At 64.5% G+C, this 20,381-nt stretch carries 21 protein-coding genes; 10 read left to right on the forward strand and 11 right to left on the reverse strand.

Annotation, left to right across the window (positions count from 1 at the left end; genetic code table 11):
* Window positions 1–142: 142 nt before the first annotated feature.
* From AB0366_RS18445 to AB0366_RS18455, 3 genes are read left to right on the forward strand one after another with little or no spacing between them, the layout of a single operon-like run.
* A complete protein-coding gene (locus tag AB0366_RS18445; protein ID WP_366245138.1) occupies window positions 143–643 on the forward strand; it encodes a 2Fe-2S iron-sulfur cluster-binding protein in 501 nt (166 codons plus the stop codon).
* Window positions 640–1,635 carry a xanthine dehydrogenase family protein subunit M gene (locus tag AB0366_RS18450; RefSeq protein ID WP_366245139.1) on the forward strand — a complete coding sequence of 332 codons (996 nt, stop codon included), beginning with the start codon at window positions 640–642 and terminating at the stop codon, window positions 1,633–1,635. Before AB0366_RS18445 ends, AB0366_RS18450 begins: the two co-directional genes overlap by 4 nt.
* Entirely contained in the window at window positions 1,632–3,695 is a 2,064-nt protein-coding gene (locus AB0366_RS18455) for a xanthine dehydrogenase family protein molybdopterin-binding subunit (protein WP_366245140.1), read from the forward strand. Before AB0366_RS18450 ends, AB0366_RS18455 begins: the two co-directional genes overlap by 4 nt.
* Window positions 3,696–3,767: 72 nt before the next feature.
* Here AB0366_RS18455 and AB0366_RS18460 read toward each other — a convergent pair whose 3' ends face one another.
* From AB0366_RS18460 to AB0366_RS18475, 4 genes are read right to left on the reverse strand one after another with little or no spacing between them, the layout of a single operon-like run.
* Window positions 3,768–4,514 (reverse strand): amino acid ABC transporter ATP-binding protein, encoded by a 747-nt coding sequence (locus AB0366_RS18460; RefSeq protein ID WP_366245141.1) that lies wholly within the window; start codon window positions 4,512–4,514, stop codon window positions 3,768–3,770.
* The gene (locus AB0366_RS18465; protein WP_366245142.1) at window positions 4,511–6,001 is read right to left on the reverse strand and encodes an ABC transporter permease subunit; all 1,491 of its coding nucleotides are present in this window, start codon (window positions 5,999–6,001) and stop codon (window positions 4,511–4,513) included. The genes AB0366_RS18460 and AB0366_RS18465 overlap by 4 nt, the downstream gene beginning before the upstream one ends.
* 39 nt (window positions 6,002–6,040) lie before the next feature.
* Entirely contained in the window at window positions 6,041–6,523 is a 483-nt protein-coding gene (locus AB0366_RS18470; protein WP_366245143.1) for a RidA family protein, read from the reverse strand.
* Between the two features lie 14 nt (window positions 6,524–6,537).
* Window positions 6,538–7,092, reverse strand: a complete 555-nt coding sequence (locus tag AB0366_RS18475; RefSeq protein WP_366245144.1) for a histidine phosphatase family protein — start codon at window positions 7,090–7,092, stop codon at window positions 6,538–6,540.
* Window positions 7,093–7,170: 78 nt separating this feature from the next.
* On the opposite strand from AB0366_RS18475, the gene AB0366_RS18480 reads away from it, so the two are divergent.
* Window positions 7,171–8,346, forward strand: a complete 1,176-nt coding sequence (locus AB0366_RS18480; RefSeq protein ID WP_366245145.1) for an acyl-CoA dehydrogenase family protein — start codon at window positions 7,171–7,173, stop codon at window positions 8,344–8,346.
* Window positions 8,347–8,362: 16 nt separating this feature from the next.
* A complete protein-coding gene (locus AB0366_RS18485; protein WP_037190302.1) occupies window positions 8,363–9,490 on the forward strand; it encodes an acyl-CoA dehydrogenase family protein in 1,128 nt (375 codons plus the stop codon).
* A 72-nt stretch (window positions 9,491–9,562) separates the two neighbouring features.
* On the opposite strand, the gene AB0366_RS18490 is transcribed toward AB0366_RS18485, so the two are convergent.
* On the reverse strand, window positions 9,563–10,372 hold the full coding sequence (locus tag AB0366_RS18490) for an alpha/beta hydrolase (protein WP_366245146.1): 810 nt from the start codon (window positions 10,370–10,372) through the stop codon (window positions 9,563–9,565).
* A 159-nt stretch (window positions 10,373–10,531) separates the two neighbouring features.
* On the opposite strand from AB0366_RS18490, the gene AB0366_RS18495 reads away from it, so the two are divergent.
* Complete coding sequence (locus tag AB0366_RS18495; RefSeq protein ID WP_121873567.1) at window positions 10,532–11,443, forward strand: phosphodiesterase; 912 nt, start codon at window positions 10,532–10,534, stop codon at window positions 11,441–11,443.
* A 3-nt stretch (window positions 11,444–11,446) separates the two neighbouring features.
* On the opposite strand, the gene AB0366_RS18500 is transcribed toward AB0366_RS18495, so the two are convergent.
* From AB0366_RS18500 to AB0366_RS18510, 3 genes are all read right to left on the reverse strand, one after another.
* Window positions 11,447–12,877 carry a stealth family protein gene (locus AB0366_RS18500; protein ID WP_366245147.1) on the reverse strand — a complete coding sequence of 477 codons (1,431 nt, stop codon included), beginning with the start codon at window positions 12,875–12,877 and terminating at the stop codon, window positions 11,447–11,449.
* Between the two features lie 230 nt (window positions 12,878–13,107).
* Window positions 13,108–13,470, reverse strand: coding sequence for a VanZ family protein (locus tag AB0366_RS18505; RefSeq protein ID WP_121873206.1), 363 nt, complete (start codon window positions 13,468–13,470; stop codon window positions 13,108–13,110).
* 9 nt (window positions 13,471–13,479) lie between these two features.
* On the reverse strand, window positions 13,480–14,148 hold the full coding sequence (locus tag AB0366_RS18510; RefSeq protein WP_366245148.1) for a class I SAM-dependent methyltransferase: 669 nt from the start codon (window positions 14,146–14,148) through the stop codon (window positions 13,480–13,482).
* Window positions 14,149–14,232: 84 nt separating this feature from the next.
* On the opposite strand from AB0366_RS18510, the gene AB0366_RS18515 reads away from it, so the two are divergent.
* Together AB0366_RS18515 and AB0366_RS18520 are read left to right on the forward strand one after the other, a co-directional pair.
* Window positions 14,233–14,706, forward strand: coding sequence for a phosphoribosyltransferase (locus AB0366_RS18515; RefSeq protein ID WP_366245150.1), 474 nt, complete (start codon window positions 14,233–14,235; stop codon window positions 14,704–14,706).
* A gap of 543 nt (window positions 14,707–15,249) precedes the next feature.
* A complete protein-coding gene (locus AB0366_RS18520; protein WP_366245151.1) occupies window positions 15,250–15,708 on the forward strand; it encodes a hypothetical protein in 459 nt (152 codons plus the stop codon).
* 22 nt (window positions 15,709–15,730) lie between these two features.
* Here AB0366_RS18520 and AB0366_RS18525 read toward each other — a convergent pair whose 3' ends face one another.
* On the reverse strand, window positions 15,731–16,468 hold the full coding sequence (locus tag AB0366_RS18525) for a DUF2510 domain-containing protein (protein WP_366245152.1): 738 nt from the start codon (window positions 16,466–16,468) through the stop codon (window positions 15,731–15,733).
* A 603-nt stretch (window positions 16,469–17,071) separates the two neighbouring features.
* Window positions 17,072–18,037, reverse strand: a complete 966-nt coding sequence (locus tag AB0366_RS18530) for a WYL domain-containing protein (protein ID WP_366245154.1) — start codon at window positions 18,035–18,037, stop codon at window positions 17,072–17,074.
* 95 nt (window positions 18,038–18,132) lie between these two features.
* Between AB0366_RS18530 and AB0366_RS18535 the strand changes: the two genes are divergently transcribed.
* The gene (locus AB0366_RS18535; protein WP_366245156.1) at window positions 18,133–18,498 is read left to right on the forward strand and encodes a VOC family protein; all 366 of its coding nucleotides are present in this window, start codon (window positions 18,133–18,135) and stop codon (window positions 18,496–18,498) included.
* A gap of 209 nt (window positions 18,499–18,707) precedes the next feature.
* Window positions 18,708–18,842, forward strand: coding sequence for a hypothetical protein (locus AB0366_RS18540; protein ID WP_366245157.1), 135 nt, complete (start codon window positions 18,708–18,710; stop codon window positions 18,840–18,842).
* A gap of 413 nt (window positions 18,843–19,255) precedes the next feature.
* Here the strand turns inward: AB0366_RS18540 and AB0366_RS18545 are convergent, their stop codons facing one another.
* Entirely contained in the window at window positions 19,256–20,290 is a 1,035-nt protein-coding gene (locus AB0366_RS18545; RefSeq protein WP_366245158.1) for an NADPH:quinone reductase, read from the reverse strand.
* Window positions 20,291–20,381 lie beyond the last annotated feature (91 nt).

Raw genomic sequence — 20,381 nt, forward strand, 5'->3', positions numbered from 1 at the left:
AAGGGCAGGCGCTAGAGCGGCTTCGCCGCACGTGCACGGTAACTCGTAGCCCACTACGAGTTTCCGCGCACGACCCTGTGGCACCCCGAACCCCGCCGTACCTGGGCGTTTGCCAACCGCCCGCACGGGTATGCCACTCGGCATGACCAACGTCACCCTTCGTGTCAACGGCACGGTCCACGAACTCGATTGCGATGTCCGCACCACCCTGCTCGACGCGTTGCGGGAGGACCTGGACCTGATCGGTGCCAAGAAGGGGTGTGACCACGGGCAGTGCGGAGCCTGCACGGTGTTGGTCGACGGGCGGCGGGTGAACAGCTGCCTGACGTTCGCGGTCGCACAGCAGGATCGCGAGGTCACGACGGTCGAGGGGCTGGCCGATGGGGACACGCTGCATCCGGTGCAGCAGGCCTTCGTCGATCGTGACGCCTTCCAGTGCGGGTACTGCACTTCCGGGCAGATCTGCTCCGCGGTGGCAGTGATCGAGGAAGCCAAGCAAGGTTGGCCAAGCGCGGTCACCGAGGACCTCGACGCCACCGACGTCGAACTCGATTCCGAAGAAGTGCGAGAACGTATGAGCGGCAACCTCTGTCGCTGCGGTGCCTACTCCAACATCGTTCCGGCCGTACAGGACGCGTCGTGAGGACGTTCGAGTACGACGCCGCCACCGCCGTCGACGACGCCGTTGCCCGCCTTGCCGGCGACGAGAACGCGAAGCTGCTCGGCGGGGGAACCAACCTCGTCGACCTGATGAAGCTCGGTGTGACGAGCCCGACGACGTTGATCGATGTGACGCGACTTCCGTTGCACGACATCGACGTATCCGACGACGGCTCGCTGCGCATCGGTGCCGGCGTGACCAACAGCGATCTGGCGGTGCACCCGGTGGTGCGTCAGCGCTACCCGGTACTTTCACGGGCGCTGCTCTCCGGCGCCTCGGGGCAACTGCGAAACATGGCCACCACCGGCGGAAACCTGTTCCAGCGCACTCGGTGCGTGTACTTCATGGATTCGTCGAAACCGTGCAACAAACGCGAACCGGGCTCGGGCTGCCCGGCCCGAACCGGTGAGCACCGCAACCTCGCGATCCTCGGAGCTTCTCCGTCGTGCATCGCCACGCACCCCTCGGACATGGCGGTGGCGTTGTCGGCGCTCGATGCTCGCATCGTCGTGCGTGGGGTCGACGGTGAGCGCATCGTCGAGATCGACGACTTCTATCGACTACCCGGTGACGCACCGGACCGCGACAACACGGTCGCTCGAGACGAAATGGTCACGGCCATAGATATTCCGAAGCCCGCGGACGGCACCGTCTCCACCTACCGCAAAGTGCGGGACCGGCAGTCCTACGCCTTCGCGATCGCCTCCGTCGGGGCAAGTCTCGATGTCGAGGACGGAATCGTGCGTGGAGTGTCGATCGCGCTGGGCGGCGTCGCACACAAACCGTGGCGGGCCCGCACGGCCGAGCACACGCTACTCGGCGCGGCCGCCGACGAGGCGTCGTTCCGGCAGGCGATCGCTCTGGAACTCGACGCGGCAGAGCCGTTGCGCGACAACGCGTTCAAAATTCCACTGGTGACCAACCTCGTCGCCCGCACCCTGGTCGAACTCACAGATTCGGGAGATCGGTCATGACTGCATCGATCGGACAACCGATTCAGCGCACCGAATCGATCGCGAAGGTCACCGGCCGGGCTCGGTATGCCGCCGAGCAGCCGCCGGCCGTCGGTCAGCTGTACGCCTGGTACGTGCCCGCAACAATTCCCACCGGCACGGTCGAACTCGTCGAGTTCGATGACGACCCCTCGGTGCACAGCGTCCTGTGGCACGGCAACGCCGAGCAATTGGGTGATCTCGAAGACGCCGAACTGCATGTGCTGCAGTCGAACACCGTCGCCTACCGCGGTCAGATCGTCGCCGTCGTCGTGGCAGACACCCTCCAGGACGCCCGCGCCGCCGCAGCCCGAGTGACGGTGCGGTACGCCGACGTCCGCGCGCCCGAAAACACACTGACGGCCGAGCACAACACGCTCTACGCACCCGAGTCCGTCAACGCAGGGTTCCCCACCGACGTGACCATCGGCGATCCCGACGCGGCACTGGCCTCGGCCGAGCACCTCGTCGACCACTGGTACTCCACCGCGCCGATGCACAACAGTCCGATGGAGCCGCACGCCACTACGGCGCAGTGGTCCGACGGCGTTCTGACGATGTGGGATTCGACCCAGGCACCGTCCGGTGTTCAGGGCGACCTCGCCACGGCATTCGACCTCGAGCCCGAGAACGTTCGCGTGATAGCGGAGAACGTCGGCGGCGGATTCGGAGCCAAGGGCAGCACTCGGCCCAACGTGATCCTCGCGGCGATGGCCGCGCGAGCCACCGGGCGCACCGTCAAATTGGTGCTGCCGAGGCAGGCTCTCTTCGATCTCGTCGGCTACCGAACTCCGACGCTCAATCACGTTCGGCTGGGCGCTGATTCGGCCGGTACGCTGCAATCGATCGTGCACGATTCGTTTCAGCAGACCAGCACGATCTTCGAGTTCTGTGAGCAGACCTCGGAATCCACTCGCCACATCTACGCGGCCCCGAACCGTCGCACCACCCACCGACTCGCACAACTGGACGTCGGAACGCCGCGGTGGATGCGGGCACCCGGCGAAGCGCCCGGCATGTTCGCCGTCGAGACGGCCATCGACGAACTGGCCGTGGCCACCGGAATCGATCCGATCGAACTGCGTATCCGCAACGAGCCGGACGTCGATCCCGCCAGTGGCAACCCGTTCAGCTCACGCAGCGTGGTGCAGTGCCTTCGCGAGGGTGCCGAGAAGTTCGGGTGGGACCGCCGCGATTCCGCGCCCGGTCAGCGTCGAGAGGGCAACACCCTGGTCGGCATGGGAGTCGCGACGGCGAGCTACCCGGTGCTGATCTCACCGAGTACCGCGTCGGCGCGAGTGGAGCAGGACGGCACCATCACGGTGTCCGTCGCTGCGTCGGACATCGGAACCGGCGCGCGCACCGTGCTGCGCCAGATCGCGGCCGATGCCCTCGAGGTGGACGCGGACACCGTTGTTCTGGCCCTGGGAGACAGTGCGCTCCCGACGGCTCCCGGAGCCGGTGGGTCCTCGGGTACCTCGTCGTGGGGCTGGGCCGTCACCAAGGTCTGCCACTCCTTGAAGGCTCAGGGTTCGTACGAGCCGGGCAATTCGGCGGAGGCCGACACCACCGATGACGTCGAGGGTCAGAAGGAGCTGGCGCGCATGGCTTTCGGCGCTCAGTTCGCCGAGGTCGCGGTCGACATCGACACCGGTGAGGTGCGGGTGCGCAGGATGCTCGGGGTGTTCGGCATCGGCGCGGTGATGAATCCGAGGCTGGCGAGGTCTCAGCTGATCGGCGGCATGGTGTTCGGACTCGGCATGGCGCTGATGGAGAACGGAGTCACAGACCACGAGTTCGGTGGGTTCGCCAATCACGATCTCGGCGAATACCACATCCCGGCGTGTGCGGACGTCACCGATCTCGAGGCCGTGTGGGTCGAGGAGGTCGACACCGAACTGGCACCGATGGGCGGCAAGGGAATCGGCGAAATCGGCGCGGTCGGTTCCTCGGCGGCCATCGGCAATGCGGTCTACAACGCCACCGGAGTTCGAGTCCGCGATCTGCCGATCACCCTGGACAAGGTGCTGCCGCACCTCTAGAGCGGCGTCGCCGCATGTGAGTGGAAACTCGACCCCTGCTACGAGTTTCCACTCACATGGGGCGCAGCCCCTCTACGCCAGAATCCGCTGCAGGAACTGCCGGGTGCGCGGCTCGGTCGGGTTCACGAGCACCTGCTCGGGCGTTCCTCGTTCGAGGACGACGCCGTTCTCGATGAACAGCACCTGATCGGCGACTTGCTGGGCGAAGCGGATTTCATGGGTGACGATCACCATCGTCCAGCCCTGCGCGGCAAGGCCTTTGATCACGGCCAGTACCTCGCCCACGAGTTCGGGATCGAGTGCCGAGGTGGGCTCGTCGAACAGCATCAGCTTGGGGCGCAGCGCCAGAGCTCTGGCGATTCCGACGCGTTGTTGCTGGCCTCCGGAAAGCTGAAACGGGTACTGGTCGGACTTGGCGTCGAGACCGATCTGATCGAGGATTGCGTGCGCGTCGCGAACGGCGTCGTCCCTGGCGCGCTTCTGCACGATCACCGGTCCCTCGATGATGTTCTGCAGCACCGTCTTGTGTGGAAACAGGTTGTGGCTCTGGAACACCATGCCGCTCTGGGCGCGGAAGTGTCGGAGCTGCGCCGCGCCGACGGGCTGAGCGAAATCCACCGACACGTCCCCGATGCGGATGAGGCCTGCGTCGGCCTGATCGAGTGCGTTCAGAGTGCGCAGCACCGTGGTCTTGCCGGATCCGGAGGGGCCGATGATGACGGTGACGGTGCCGGACGGCACGCCGAACGAGATGTCGTTCAACACCTCGAGTGGCCCGAAGGACTTCTTCAGTGCGGATACTTCCAGCAGGTCTGTCATTTGGCCACGTACCTGTCGAGTCGGACTTCGAGTTTGCCTTGGAAGAACGAGAGAACGATGCAGATCACCCAGTAGTAGAGCGCTGCAACGGTGTACAGGGTGAAGAAGTCGAATGTCGGTGCCGCCGCGAGTTGCGCGACCCGTAGCAGCTCGGTCACGAGGATGGTCGATGCGAGCGAGGTGTCCTTGACCAGCGAGATCAGCGTGTTCGACAACGGGGGAACGGCGGTGCGCAGTGCCTGTGGAAGCACGATGCGCTGCAACGTGGTTCGGTATCCCATCCCGATGGTCTGTGCGGCCTCCCACTGGCCCTTGGGAACACTCAGTATCGCGGCACGGATCACCTCGGCCGCGTAGCCACCGACATTCAGCGAGAACGCGACCACCGCGGCCGGAAACGGCGAGATGACGATGCCGAATTGCGGTAACCCGTAGAAGATGATGAACAGCTGCAGCAGCAGCGGAGTGCCGCGGATGATCGAGACGTAGAACCGGGCGACCGCAGCGAGCGGCGTGATCGACGAGATGCGAGCGAGCGCCACCGCGAGAGCGATCACGAGTCCGATCACGAAGCTGATGGCGGTCAGCGGAATCGTCATGGTCACCGTGGCTTTGAGCATCGGCCACAGGTTGTCGAGAACGAGCTGCGTTTTGGACGGTGCCGTGGAACCCGCGTCATCGCTCTCCGGAACCACGGTGTCCGCGGTCGGTGCTGCGACGTCGCTGCCGAAGTACTTGTTCGAGATCTCGGCGATGGTGCCGTTCTCGCGGAGTGTGTCGATGGCGGTGTCGACCTCGTCCATCAGCCCACTGTCCTTGCGGGCCACGAAGGATTGCAGGGTCGTGTCGCCGGTCTCGCCGGCGATTTTCACTCCGGTGTCGCCGGTCTGCTGCAGGTACTCGGCGATGGCGAGGGAGTCGTTGACGGTGGCGTCGACGCGGCCGTCCTTGACGAGCGTGACCGCCTGGACGAATCCCTCGACGGCTTCGACGTTCGCGCCCGCGTCCGCCGCGACCTCCGCCCAGTTGCTCGTCGAGGATTGGGCGGTGGTCTTGCCCGCCAGGTCGGCGAGAGAGGTGATGGTGGAGTCGTCTGCGGCGGTGAGGATCTGGCCTTCCGACACCGTGTAGGGCGTGGACAGGTCGTAGGCCGACTGGCGCGCAGGGGTGATCGAGACCTGGTTGGCGATGAGGTCGAAGCGTTGGGATTGCAGGCCGGCGAAGATCGAGTCGAACGGGGTCTGCACGAAGTCGACGCGTACGCCCAACTCGGCCCCGACGGCGTTGATGACGTCGATGTCGTATCCGGTGAGTTGTCCGTCGCCGCCCTGATAGCTGAACGGGCTGTAGGTGCCCTCGGTGCCGACGACCAGTACGCCCTCGTCCTTCACCCGGTCCAGCAATGACTGCGAGGACGAGCTGCAGCCGGACAATCCCAGGATGCCGATGAGGATCGCGACCAGAGCAAGAATCGATCTGCGCACCATCTGCGCCCGCTTTCGCCGAATGTACGAGTGGAGCAGAACCTACCCGTCGATCTCCAGTTCCGCTGACACCACCACGGTGTTGTTCATCGGCAGTGCAGCCACCCCGAGTGCGGTGCGGGCATGGGCACCGATCTCCGGACCGAAGATGGCGAGCACCAGATCCGAGAAGCCGTTGACGACGGTGGTGGTCTGGGTGAATCCGTGGTCGGCGTTGACCGATCCGGTCACGGTCAGCCATGCGCTGATTCGATCGAGGTCACCGATCGCACGAGCGAGGCTGCCCAGCACGGCGAGAGCCGCGTCGCGCGCGGCGTCGGTCGCGGCGTCGAGACTCACCTCGGACGGCACCGCGCCGAACGGGCCTGCCAGGGCGCCGTCTCCCGCCAGCGGCGAATGGCCCGAGGCGAAGACCCGGTTGCCGCGCACGCGCACCCACTCGAACGAGAACTCGAAACCAGGTGGGGCGGTCGGTTCGCCGGGCAACGTGAAGCCCAGTTCGGTGATGCGACGTTCGATCTCCATGAAGGAAAACTCTGTCAGACCGGGACGCCGTTGATGGTGCGAACGGTCCAGCGAGAACCGTCGTGTTCGAGGGTGGAGACGCCGGCGTTGAGGATGCGGGGGGAGTGGCGTCGCCGGATCGCGTCGAAGATCGCCCGGATGACGCCTCCGTGCGCCACGGCGATCACGGCGGAGTCCGGATAGCGCGAGGCGATCTCGTCCACGCCGCGCACGCCTCGCACGATCAGGTTCGATCGCGGCTCCAAGCCCGGATACCGGCCGTCCGGCCAGTGCGAGTACGCATCCCAATCGGTGAACCCCTCGGCGTCACCGAAATGCCGCTCGGCCAGATCGGGGAATTCGGCGGTGCGGGTCAGGCCCAGGTGCGCGCCGATGATGTCTGCAGTTTCGGCTGCTCTGATCAGCGGGGAGCTGACCAGGTGGTCCCACGCCCGGTACTCGAGTTCGTGGCCGGCCTCGCGGGCCTGGGCACGGCCGGTGTCGTTGAGAGGAATGTCCGAAGAGCCCTGCAGACGCCCGTGCAGATTCCAGTTCGTTTCACCGTGCCGAACCAGTGCCAGAAGAGTCATAGTGAGCGGAGAATATCCCAGAGTTACCAGGGAGTACGGTCGATACGAAGATACGCGAACGAGCTTGGAGGATTGTCGATGAATCTTGCCCTCACAGAAGAAGAGGCCGCGTTCCGTGACGAGATGCGGACGTTCTTCACCACGAAGGTCCCCGCCGAGATTCGCGAGAAGAGCGCGACGGGTCAGGAGTTGAGCAAGGAGGAAGTGGTCACGACCATGCGAATCCTCAACGAGAACGGCTTGGCGGTGCCGCATTGGCCCGCCGAGTTCGGTGGCCGCGACTGGACCGCTGTCCAGCGTCACATCTGGCTCGACGAGATGCAGCTGGCGTCGGTGCCCGAGCCGCTGGCGTTCAACGCCTCGATGGTCGGCCCGGTCATCGCGACGTTCGGCTCTCAGGAGCTCAAGGAGAAGTTCCTGCCCAAGACGGCGAACCTCGACATCTGGTGGTGCCAGGGCTTCTCCGAGCCCGAGGCCGGATCGGACCTGGCGTCGTTGCGCACCACCGCCATCCGCGACGGTGACGACTACATCGTCAACGGACAGAAGACGTGGACCACGCTCGGCCAGTACGCCGACTGGATCTTCGCGCTCGTCCGCACCAACCCGGATGCGCCGAAGAAGCAGGCCGGAATCTCGTTCCTGCTCATCGATCTGAACACTCCCGGCATAGAGATGCGCCCCATCAAGCTGATCGACGGCAGTGTCGAGGTCAACGAGGTCTTCTTCGACAACGTCCGCGTTCCGGCGGAGAACCTCGTCGGCGAGGAGAACCAGGGCTGGAGCTACGCCAAGTTCCTGCTCGGCAACGAGCGCACCGGCGTCGCCCGTGCCGGACACACCAAAGTGCATCTGGGACAAGCGAAGAAGCACGCAGCACAGACCAAGGTCGGCAGCGGCACGCTGCTCGAGGACCCCTTGTTCGCGGCCAAGATGGCCGAGGTCGAGAACGAACTGCTCGCCCTCGAGCTGACTCAGCTGCGTTTGGTGTCCAGCTCGGACGACGGCAAGCCGAATCCGGCGTCGTCCATCCTCAAGCTGCGGGGATCGGAACTGCAGCAGGCCACGACCGAATTGCTGATGGACGTTGCCGGGCCGGACTCACTGCCCTACGAGGCGGGCGAGGACATCGAGAGCGAGGGCTGGGCGCAGCGCTCGGTACCGGGGTATCTCAACTACCGCAAGGTGTCGATCTACGGCGGCTCGAACGAGGTTCAGCGCACCATCATCGCCTCTGCGATTCTCGGACTGTAAGGGAGCATCTGAAGACATGGATTTCGAACTCAACGAAGAGCAGAAGCTGCTGCGCGACACCACTCGTGAGGTGCTCACGCGGGCCTACGACACCGAGAAGCGCAACAAGATCGTTGCCGGTGAGCTGGGCTGGAGCACCGACGTCTGGAAGCAGTTGGCCGAGGTCGGCCTGCTGGGACTGACGTTCAGCGAGGAAGACGGCGGGATGGACGCCGGTCCCGTGGAGATCATGGCCGTGATGACCGAGGTCGGACGACGGCTCGCACCGGAGCCGATTCTCGACGCCGTTCTCGTCCCGGGCGGGTTGATCTCCGAGCTCGGTAGCGCCGATCAGCGCGCGCGGCTGCTGCCGCCGGTGGCCGAGGGATCGTCGATGTTGGCGTTCGCGCACAACGAATCCGGCAGCCGCTGGCCCAACATCGAGGTCGCCACCACCGCCACCGAGGACGGTGGATCGTGGTCGATCAACGGCGTCAAGAACCCGGTTCCGCACGGCGGTAGCGCAGACGTGATCGTCGTCAGTGCCGCACTGCCCACCGGAGGAACCGGACTGTTCGTCGTCGACGCCGACGCGACCGGTCTCACGCGTAAGTCCTACGCCACCCACGACGGTCAGCGCGCCGCGCAGATCGAATTCGTCGATGTCGCAGCCGAACCGCTCGGCACCGCCGAGAACGCAGCAGCGGCCATCACCGGTGCCGAGGTGCGTGCTCAGGCTGCGTTGTGCGCCGAGGCGATCGGTGCGATGGAGGAGGCGTTGCGGCTGACCACCGATTACCTCAAGGCACGCAAGCAGTTCGGGGTTCCGCTGGCCAAGTTCCAGGCGCTCACTTTCCGTGCGGCGGACATGTACGTGCTGCTCGAACTCGCCCGCAGCATGAGTCTGTACGCCACGATGTCGTTGGCGGACGGCAACGTCGACCCGACCATCGCGTCGCGCGCCAAGCTGCAGATCTCGCGTTCCGGTCGCAAGATCGGCCAGGAGGCCATTCAGTTGCACGGCGGAATCGGCGTCACGGCCGAATATCCGGTCGGTCACTACACCAGTCGGCTCGTGGCCATCGAGCACACTCTCGGTGGTGCCGACGAGCACTTGCGCATCCTGGCGTCGAAGGTGGCCGATCACGACCTCATCGGGATCTGACTCTCGTCATGAAACGCCTCGGGCCCGGCCACTTTCGACAGGTGGCCGGGCCCGAGTTCGTTTCGTGAGGTGTCAGCTACCCGCGTCTGCCGCGACGACAAGATCGGACACGGCCGTGGGGTTGGAGACCAGGATCGCATGCGAACCCGGCACCTCAGTCACCTGAGCGCCCGCCCGCTGCGCCATGAACCGCTCGGCGGAGGTCGGGATGATCTGATCCTGCTGGGGGATCAACGCCCACGACGGCGTGTGCGCCCAGGACGGCGGACCGCTCGGCTCGAGCAGTGCACCGGCAGCGATCGTCTTCTGATTCGCGACCATCCGCGCGGCCTGCTCCTCGCTCACATCGGGCGCGAAGAACGGGCGAAACAGTGCGGGCGTGATGTACGAGTCGACGTTGCGACCGATGATGTTCGACGCGTCGTCGACGATCGTGAGGCCGATCACCGGCGGTACCAGCGCGGTCACCGGGAATCGGATGGGGTCGAGTTCCAGGGCGACGGGTTCGCCTTCCACGGGCATGAACGCGGCGACGTAGACCAGCGCTTCGACGTTGTCTGCGTGCACGTTGCTGATCACTGTTCCGCCGTACGAATGGCCCACCAGGATCACCGGCCCGTCGATGCTCTCGACCACATCGGTGACCGAGGCCGCGTCGATTGCCGGCCCGCGCAGCGAGTTGTCCGCCGTCACCACGGGGTAGCCGCGGCCGCGGAGGTTCTCGGCGACGCCGTCCCAGCTGGTGTTGTTCGCGAAGGCTCCGTGCACCAGCACCACGGTCGGCAGCTCCTGCGCGGCAGCGGGCGCGACGCCGATGCCGACCATCGATCCCACCGTCAGTCCTGCAGTTGCGAGAAGAGTGATCAACTTCGGTTTCGTCATGCCCACAATTTGTCACACGCCGGAAGTTCGTGCGGTGTTCACCGCCGAGATCCGACCAGCTTCTTCTCAGTGAACGCTCGTATGCTTGGCTTGCAGCAGTGGCGTTCGTCCGACCCGGGCGATCGCAAAACGGTAGGTCCGATCGTGAGCGAGAGTTCGATGAAGTCTCGGATGGCCGAGTACCCACGCCCCCATCACTGCTTGTTGCACGTCAGCGACACGCATCTCGTCGACGGTGGCGGTCGGTTGTACGGCGGCGTGGACAGTGAGTTGCGGCTCGAACAAGTGATGACCGACGTACGCAACTCGGGTGTGCGTCCCGACGCGTTGGTGTTCACCGGAGACCTGACGGACAAGGGCGAGGCCGGTGCCTACGAGAAGCTGCGGGCGTTGGTCGAGCCGGTGGCCGAGGAACTCGGTGCGCAGATCGTCTGGGCGATGGGCAATCACGACGACCGTGCCACGTTCCGCCAGAAGCTTCTCGACGCCGAACCGACCGTGCAGTCCATAGACCGCGTCCACGACGTCGACGGTCTCCGTGTCGTCACGCTCGACACGACGGTTCCCGGCCGCCATCACGGTGAGCTCGGCGACGAGCAATTGGCCTGGCTCGCCGACACACTCGCCACGCCCGCCGAGTTCGGCACGATCCTGGCGATGCACCATCCGCCGGTGCCGACCGTGCTCGATCTCGCGGTGCTGGTCGAGCTGATCGATCAGCCGCGCCTGGCCGACGTACTGCGCGGAACCGACGTGCGCTCCATTCTCGCTGGGCACCTGCACTATTCGACGACAGCCACGTTCGCGGGTATTCCCGTCTCGGTGGCGTCGGCCACGTGCTACACCCAGGATCTGAACGTGCCCGCCGGCGGATTACGCGGTCGCGATGGTGCCCAGGGATACAACCTGGTCCACGTCTACGAGGACACCGTCGTGCACTCGGTGGTGCCGACGGGCTCGTACGACACAGTGGGAGAACCGGTCTCGGCTCAGGAGACCGCGCGCAGGCTGAGCGAAGCGGGAGTCACCATCGCAGACAGTGCAAGGCGCAAGACGTTCAGCGACGCCTGAGCGTCAGCGTTCGTCGGTTCTGGAGCGTTCCCAGGGTGCGACGATGGGAAAGTACTTGTCCAGGAACTGAGTCACGGTGCGGGTGCGCAGGTCCAGATCGACCTCCGGAAAGCTGCCGTCGTTGAGGCAGAAGAAGTCCACCGATCGTTTGGGGAGCAGCTTCTCCATCGTGTCCAGGCCCGCCACGGTGGTGGTGTCGATGTACCGGACCTTGGCGTCCTTCTGGACCACAGCCCGGCCGCTCATCAGTGCGTAGTAGTGGTACAGCGAGTTGGTCACCGAGATGTTGGTGCTCGCGCGGAATGCGCTCGCGGCAGTGGACGCGAACTCGTCCGGAAACTCGTTCTCCATTTCCTGCATCACGCTGCGCCGCAACGGGGTTGCCGCGTGTTCGAGGTGTCGGGTCGTGGTCATTCCGAAGCGGTTCTGCAGGATCCGACGGTTCACGCGGGCTGCGTTCTCGAAGCCGCTTCGGTCGGCGTCGCTGTAACCCAACCCGATTCGGGTCGTCGCCTCGATGAACATGCTGATCCCGCCGGGGGAGAAGAACATCGACGGGCTCACCGGTCGACCGAAGAACATGTCGTCGTTCGAGTACAAGAAGTGCTCGGACAATCCGGGGATGTGGTGCAGCTGGCTTTCGACGGCCTGCGAATTGTGGGTCGGCAGAACGGATGTGTCGACGAAGAAGGCCTCGCTCGGCACGAACGTCACCTTGGGATGGTCGGCCAGCCACGCCGGCCTCGGCGAATCGGTGGCCACGAAGATGCGCCTGATCCACGGTGCGTAGAGGTGGATCGACCGCAGCGCGTACTTCAGTTCGTCGATCTGCCGGTAGCGGGCCGCCGAATCGTCACCCTCACCGACGACGTAATTCGCCATCCGCCTCGCACGCTGAGCCTGGAATTCGGCCGAGGAGCCGTCGACCCAGGAGAAGACGATGTCGATGTCGAAATTGATGTCCGACGCGTGGTCGGCGAACATGTTCTCGATGGTCGGCCACGTTCTGCCGAAGCGCTCGACGGTACCGCGGACGGCCTCGTCGGGCCGGATGTTGCGCCTGGTCAGCGAATTCTCGATCGGCAGCACGATCTCGGACGGGGAGAACGACCACAGTTCGATCTGCACCGCCGTGGACGCGCCGTAGTACAGACCGCTGAACGGCTCGACCCGGGGGCGGTACAGGCGCACGATGCGTGCGTTCGCAGAAGGCGACAGCGACCCGTCGGCCACCAGCACTGCCTTTCCGCGGGCGTCGACGGTCTTGGAGTAGAACGGCTCGGCGCGGCAGGCGTGCACCAGTGCCGTGGTCAACGCTTCGCGTGCGGCCAGTTCGATGGCGATGACGGGTCGTTCGTCGTTGCCACGAACGAGCAGGTACTTGATGCGTGCGGCGTCGAGCACGGCGCGCACGAACAGCAGATCCTCGACCATCGCCTGGTGCGGGGTGGTGGAGGTGATGGTCAGTGCGTAGCGGCCGTCGTGGCTGACGACGTCGGATCGTTCGCTCAGTCGGGCTGCGGATGCGGCAGATTCTCGGGTGACGGCATCGTTGGTCTCGTGCTCCGGTGGAACGAGGTAGATATCGTGCGGGGCAGAAGACGAGGTGATGACGTTCCTTCCGGAGTTGCGCGCTGGCCGAGGAACCCCGGTGCAGGGTCAGTCTAGTGCAGGTCCGACGCGCGTCCGACGCGCTGCGGTAGAACCCGACTCGCTGCGACCAGGCCCACAGCAACTCCGGTGGCGTCGGCGAGAGCGTCGGCGACCGATCCGGAGCGTCCCAGAGGCAGGATCGCCTGCAGAACCTCCGAGATCGCCGCGAACGCCAGCACCCACAGTGCGGTCCTGATCCAGTCGATTCCGGCCAGGCGCGAGGTGTACGCCAGGGCCGCGAACAGTACGAAGTGGATGATCTTGTCGCTGTGCTGGAATCCCGAGGGCACCCCGGACGCGGGGGTGAAGAGCACGATCAGCGCGACGACGAAGGTGACGGCCAGGGGAATTCGATACGTCGACTGCGAGAACACCGCCCGAGTTTAGCGGCGCTGCAGCACCACGACCGTGTCGATTCGCTCATCGCCGTCGGGCGTCGTACGGGTGCGGTGTTCGGCGTGGATCACCTCGAACCCGTCGCCCGCCGCAGCGACGACCGGTTCCGGTGCGAACAGTCGGTGCTTGGCCGGGTGCTGAGAGGCGTGGCTGTCGCTGGGACTGTGCCCGACGATCAGCAGACGCCCCTCCGGCGAGACCGCTGCGGCGAACCTGCGGGTGGTCAGTTCGAGCTCGTCCGGTGGCACCTGGAGAAAGTGCACCGACACCAGATCGAACGCTGCGGCCGGGGGAGTCCAGTCCAGAACGTCCTCTTGTTGCCAGTTCACCGCGAGTGTCAGCGGCTCGAGTGCCTGTTGTGCCGCGCGGGCGCGGCCGAGGGCGACATCGGAGATGTCGACACCGGTCACATTCCAGCCTCGACCGGCCAGCCACAGTGAGTCGGCACCTTCACCGCAGCCGATATCCAGGGCGCGGCCCGGAGTAAGCGCGGACGCCTCCTGCACCAACACGGCGTTGGGATTTCCGCTCCAGATGGTGGTGCGTTGGTTGTAGAGGTCGTCCCAGAACGCCTCGTCGAAGGCAGCGTTCTCGAAATCCGGTTCCGCGCGGGTCGGCTCGGCAGGATGAGTATGTGCGTGCGTGTGGTCGGCCATGGTTCGAGAATGCCCGCTCACGGCCGGGTGCGCAAACAAATTTGCTCGATTGGCAAAGGCGGGTTCTGGGTAGAGTGATCCTTCATGACCGACCAGGAACGTGAAGTACTGACGTGGGCGACGTTCGGGGACGCCTCGCGCGAACTGACAGAGAAGATCGTCGACGACGGCTTCGTCCCGGACATCGTCATCGCGATCGCTCGCGGCGGACTCATTCCCGCCGGTGCGATTTCCTACGCGATGGGCGTCAAGGCCGCAGGCACCCTCAATGTCGAGTTCTACTCCGACATCGAGGAGACCTTGCCCGATCCTGTTGTCCTGGAACCTCTTCTGGACACCGACTCGATCGTCGGCAAGAAGTTGCTCGTCGTCGACGACGTGGCCGATTCCGGCCGCACCCTGGCTCTGGTGATCGATTTGTTGAAGGCGCATACGCCCGACGTACGGTCGGCCGTGATCTACACCAAGCCGAGAACCATTGTGCAGCCAGACTATTCGTGGCGAGAGACCGCCAAGTGGATCAACTTCCCATGGTCCACGTTGCCGGTCATCACCTGAGTCGTTCGTCCGGCACGATTCGGCCGTCTGGGATCGAGGCCGGCTACACCCGAGTTCTCCATCACGAAAGGTTCGAGCTATGACCACGAGTAGGGGTCGAGTGCGTCGATACGCGGTCGATGAAGGCTGGGGAATCATCGACTCGGATGACACACCCGGCGGATGCCTCATTCAGGTCCTCAATATCCACACACCATCCGGAACCCTCAGCGCTGGAGACGAAGTCGACTTCGAGTGGGAACCGCTACCTCGAGGAGTCGAGGAAGAGCTGTTCCGGGCCGCTGCTCTCTCCGTGCGCCGAGCCGGGGCTGCCGAAGAGCCTCCTCCTGCTCGCGATAATGATAGACCCAAGTTCATCGGCGGATCGTGGACCTGGAAGACGTAGTCCGCAGGCCAGGTCATCTGTGTTCGTCTGCTCTGCAGAGAGTTTCGCGATCCGCCAGTGCCCGCTGGTCTGTGTGCGGGCTTTTCCGATCTCACGCCGATTGCGGTACTGACTTGTGTCCCAGCGCTTCCGGGGGTACGAGCACTTAGACTGGGCCGGTGGACGGAATCCGGAAACGCCGCCTGACCATCGCGGCCATCTGTATCGGCATCGTCGCTGCAGCGTGGTGGGCGTTCGCTGTGACGTACACACGTACCGCGACGATTGCCATCACAGCGACGTACCCCACCGACGAAGCCGACGACCCCGATGCGGATATCCCGGCGTACAGGGGGGTCGGCCTCGACCTGAGCGGTTACGACCCTCTCCCGCAGGTGAGTGACCGACTCGCGGAACAACGCGGAGGGTCGGCAGCGGATTACTCCGACACCGTGTCGATCACTCCCATCGACGACGGCACCGCGCATTTGGCCGTCACCGCGAAGGCCGGCGACGACAGCGAGGCAGTCGAGTTGGCCAATCAGGCCGCCGCGATCGTGGTCGATTTGTTCAACAGCGTGCCCACAGGGTCAGCAGACGTCGTCTTCCGAGCCGACGTCGCCGAACCAGCACGCTGACCTGTCGCCTGGGATGACGTCCTCACCGGGTGAGGTTCACGACGCACGCATCGACGGCCTGCACGTCGGGGTCGCCGGGGGAGACATCCAACTCCGAGCTGGCCCTCGGCCAGCTGGTGGTGTTCCGCGCACCTCCGGTCGAGGAGTAGACGGTGCCGTTTGCGAGGACCCAGACATCGGATCTGTTCTCGACCCGACCGGTGGCATCGACGGTACTTCCGCCGATGTAGGTGTAGTCGCCGGCGTCGATAACAGTGCCGTTGGTCAGGGTCAGACCGGATTCGGAGAAGCCGGAGGCGACCAGATCCACGAGCGACTGATTCGCTGGGGCACATCGGGGATCGGATGTATACGTCGCGGGAGCCGGGGGAGCGGCGGCCACAGCTGAGGTGGTCGTGGTCGGCGGGACGGTGGTGGTGGAAGGGGCGGGCGTCGACGTCTGTTGTGCTGCGGCGCTCGACGTCGTGGACGGTGCAGCGGCCTGAGAGTCGTCGGCGGGCTCGTCGTCGCCGAAGACGGCACCGAGCACGCCGATCACGACGAACGCGGAGACGATGCCGCCGATGATCTTGACCGAACGGGGGACGCCTGACCGGTCGGGCTGGCCGGGTTCATCGGCACCGGTGGGAGCTGGTTCCTCTGCTGTCGGCCCGGCGGCGGGTTGTGTGTGTTCGGTCCATTGGGTTCCGTCCCAGTATCTGATCAGTCCTGGTTCGCTCGGGTCTGGGTGCCATCCGGGCGGGGGTGTGGGGCTGCTCATCGGTGTCCGTTCTTCGCGCTCAATGATGTTCGTCGGATCGCCTGTTGAAGACGCTCGCAACCCTAAGCGTCGATGTCTTGCGAGTTCGGCGTATCACCTACACCCGCGGGGCGGCAACGGTTGTGTCGTCACATGCGGCACGCTGAACTGGCCGTTGATCGCCGGGCGAGATCTAGTCGTTGTGCGGCGTTGATTTGCCACGAGCGGACCGCGCCTATTCGACTTCGACGGAAAGTCCTACCCTCCGCCGATGACACTGGTGATTTCGTGCTCGCGTCCAGCATCGAATTGTGCCGTACGACGAAGGGATTCAGCCAAGTGCGAGGGTCATTCATGGTTGCATGCCAACCCTGACGATCGTGTACCTGGACACCTCACCATTAGCGCCGCAGAATGGGCCGAACTTGGAATGATCGGGGTCGTCGATACATGCCGCGATGCATCACAAGGTTGTCTCAAAAGTAAACGGTCACAATGATTTTGATCTGGCTCAGGCTTTGACGGCAGAAGCTGGGGCAGTGCCGCTCGTGGAAGTCGTTGAAAATCCGGGACTAGTTGTGCTTACGGGGGACGTTGATTTGGTTTGAGCATTACGAACGGCAGTCACACGGCCTGGGTCGCGTGTTTTTCGGCCAGGACTGTGGCGAGCTGCCTGATGCGTTCTCGGGCTGCGTCTGGCGTGAGTATCTCGATGTGGTCGCCGAATTGGAGTAGTTGACGTACTGACTCGATGTCGGGGTAGCGGACGATGACGGTGCACCAGCCGGTTTCTACGTCGGAGACATCGTGGATTCGGTTGCCGAGTATTCGCCGCGCCAGGTCGAGTCCATTCTCCGGCAGGCGGACGGTGACGCTGACACGACCTCGTTTCTCGGTGTTTTCCTTCAACGTTGCCCATCTGGTGCGGAGGGTTTCGTCGGGTCGGAGAGCAGCTGGCGCGGCGAGTGGTTCGTAGGCCGTGAGCCGTTCCAGAGCGAACAGCCGGCCGTCCCCTTGGTCGTCGGCGACGAGGTACCAGCGGCCTGATTTCGCCACAATCCCGTATGGGTCGACCACCCTTGACGAGGCCTGATTCTCGGCGCTGCGCCGGTACTGGATTCGCAGTCGTCGTCGGTGTCGAAGTGTCGACGCCAGATCCGATACGTCGACCGCCGCCTCCGAGTCGGCGAACCACCCGGTGCTGTCTACCAGCACCAGGTCCGCCAGCCCCAGAATGCCCGGTGACTCAGGTGCTGCAGCCTGTCGGGCGGCGATCTTGCGCGCGGCCGACTCCCACACTGCAGACAGGCCCAAACGATCGAGTTGCGCGGCGTCCAAACCGGCTACGGAGGGAGCCTCCATCTCTGGTGGTTCCAGATGAGATGCGTTGAGCCGTGCCCCGGGTAGCAAGACGATTCCGCCGTTGCGCCCGCGTTCGGCATACACGGGCACACCTGCTGTCGAGAGCGCCTCGACGTCCCGCAACACAGTCCGCCGAGACACTTCAAGACGATCGGCGAGCTCGACGGTGGTGATGCGCTGACGGGTCTGCAGGAGCAGTAAGAGGTGCAGCAGCCTCGAAGCCTTCATGCTGATCAATGTTCGCAGAAAAGGTGACAGGTTCTGTCGCGATGAGGCGATCGGATGCACCGGTACCGAGTAATTGTCGAGTTGAGGAGCACTCCATGCCTGCACCGAATCTGTTCTTGATCGGCGTCCGCGATACTCAGGTCGCTACCGCGTTCTACAGCGACCTGTTCGAGATCCAACCGACATTCACCAGTCCCCACTACGTTGCCTTCGAGGTTGCCCCCGGCGTCCTGTTCGCGCTGTGGACCGGCTACGGCGAGCATGCGGTCCCGAGCACCCCTCGCACGAGCGAGGTCGGACTGATGGTGCCCGGACGCTCGGAGGCAATCGACGAGATCTTCACGAGTTGGGCCTCGAAAGGAGTCCATGTCGTGGAGGAACCGCACGATGCTGTCTTCGGCCGCACATTCGTGATCACGGACCCCGACGGCAACCTCATCCGAGTCTCCCCGGTCGACTGAGCAGCATGCCTCTAACCACTTCGTTGCCGAGAAGGGCCCACACAGGATCGTTGGCCCCTTCTCGGCAGTGCTCAGCGCCAGTATTTCGTAGATCCGGTTTCGGTGGCAGGGGTTCTGGCAGACAGCGCGTGGCCAGGGTTTCGGTGTCAATCGCCTCCACCCGAGGTGATAGCTCGCGACAGGTCGTCGGATTTGCCTAGTATCGAGCAATGTTTCCGAATCTTGCTGAAGGACAGTCGATCTTGGTCCCGACGGACTTCACCGATGATGCGGCCTGGCGAGCGTTGGTGCAGGTCAGGCAGGCGGCAATCACCACGGTGGACGAACTCGAATTCGACAGTTGAACAATCGATATCCTGCGTGAACTTGACGTCGACCGTAGCTACTTGTTCGTTGCTGACGGCCAGATCTTGACGGATCAGGAACGCACCCTTCTCGTGCTGAATACCGACTCGGTGAAAGATGACGAATCCGAGGAACCGAACAGCTTTCGGGTAGTCCTCGAACAACTCGCATAGGTCGAGAACAATGTGTCGATCGCCAACTTGGGTTTCATCGACTACGCCGAAAGCGCCGACGCGGACGGAGTGTTCCGGGAAATTGCCCCTCAACAGGAAGGGCGAAAGTTGGCGATCGACGAACTTCTTGGTAGGTGTCCGCAGAAAAACTACCGATCGGTAGCTCGCTGGGCACTGCGTCAGATGGTGCCGATTTCCCCATGGTCCACGTTGCCTGCCATCACCTGAGTCGACTTGTCTTACTGATCGCTGACGTCGATCAGCACCTTGCCGACGGCTCCGTTCTCCACGGCGTCGTGTGCTGCTGCGGTCTCGCTCAACGAGTAGCGGTGCAGCGGTAGGCCGGTGGCTTCGCCCACTTCGAGCACACCTGCTGCTGCAGCCGCGCTGACGTCTTCTTCGGCGTTTCGCAGAGCCTCGTCGCCCACGGTGTAGAGCAACACGAACTGGTAGCGAGTGTTCAGCACCATGTTCGGTCGGACGTCGAGCGTGACGGTGTCACCGCCATTGTTGGCGTACACCGCGATCGAGGCGCGGTTCGCTCCCACAGCAGCGTTCAGTGCGGCGTTCTGTGCGGGAGCGACCTCGACGACGAGATCGATTCCGGCAGGTACCAATTCACGAATTTCGGCGGCGGCGTCGCCGGCCTTGTAGTTCACCACGTGGTGCGCGCCCGCCGCGGTCGCCAGCGCGCCCTTCTCCGGTCCGCTGACCGTCGTCACCACGGTCGCACCCGCCCAGCGGGCCAATTGGATCGCGGCATGACCGACGGCGCCTGCACCACCGGCGACCAATACCGACTTACCCTCGAGTGCGCCCGGGTGCAGCCGGGTGGGGCCGTCCTCGGAGACGGTCAGCGCGCGGTGCGCCGTCATCGCGGGCACGCCGAGGCTCGCGCCCACGTCGAAACCGACGCCGTCGGGCAGAGGAACCACCCGGGAGGCGGGCAGGATCGCGAATGCCTGCGCGGTACCGGTCGGACGCTGATGCTGGGCCAGGTAGACCCAGACGCGATCTCCTACCGAGACGCCGTCGACCTCGGGGCCGACCGCGTCGATCACTCCGGCACCGTCCTGGTTGGGCACCACCTCGTCGAATGCCAGCTCCTCACCCGGTCCGGAACCGGTTCGGTTCTTCCAATCCGTCGGATTGACACCGGAGACCACGATGCGAACACGCACTTCGCCTGCGGCGGGCTCGGTCACCTCACGATCCTTCAGTTCGAGGACGGACGAATCGCCGGTGCGGGTGTACACAATTGCTGGAGCAGTCATGTCAGGTCCAACGCGCTCGGACCGCCCCGATGTTCCCTCCGCTCCCATCGGGGTATGCATGAGTGGTCATCAGTGCAGTCACAGAAGAGAT

Source organism: Rhodococcus sp. NPDC076796 (assembly GCF_040702765.1).
In the GTDB taxonomy this organism is placed as follows: Bacteria; Actinomycetota; Actinomycetes; order Mycobacteriales; family Mycobacteriaceae; genus Rhodococcoides.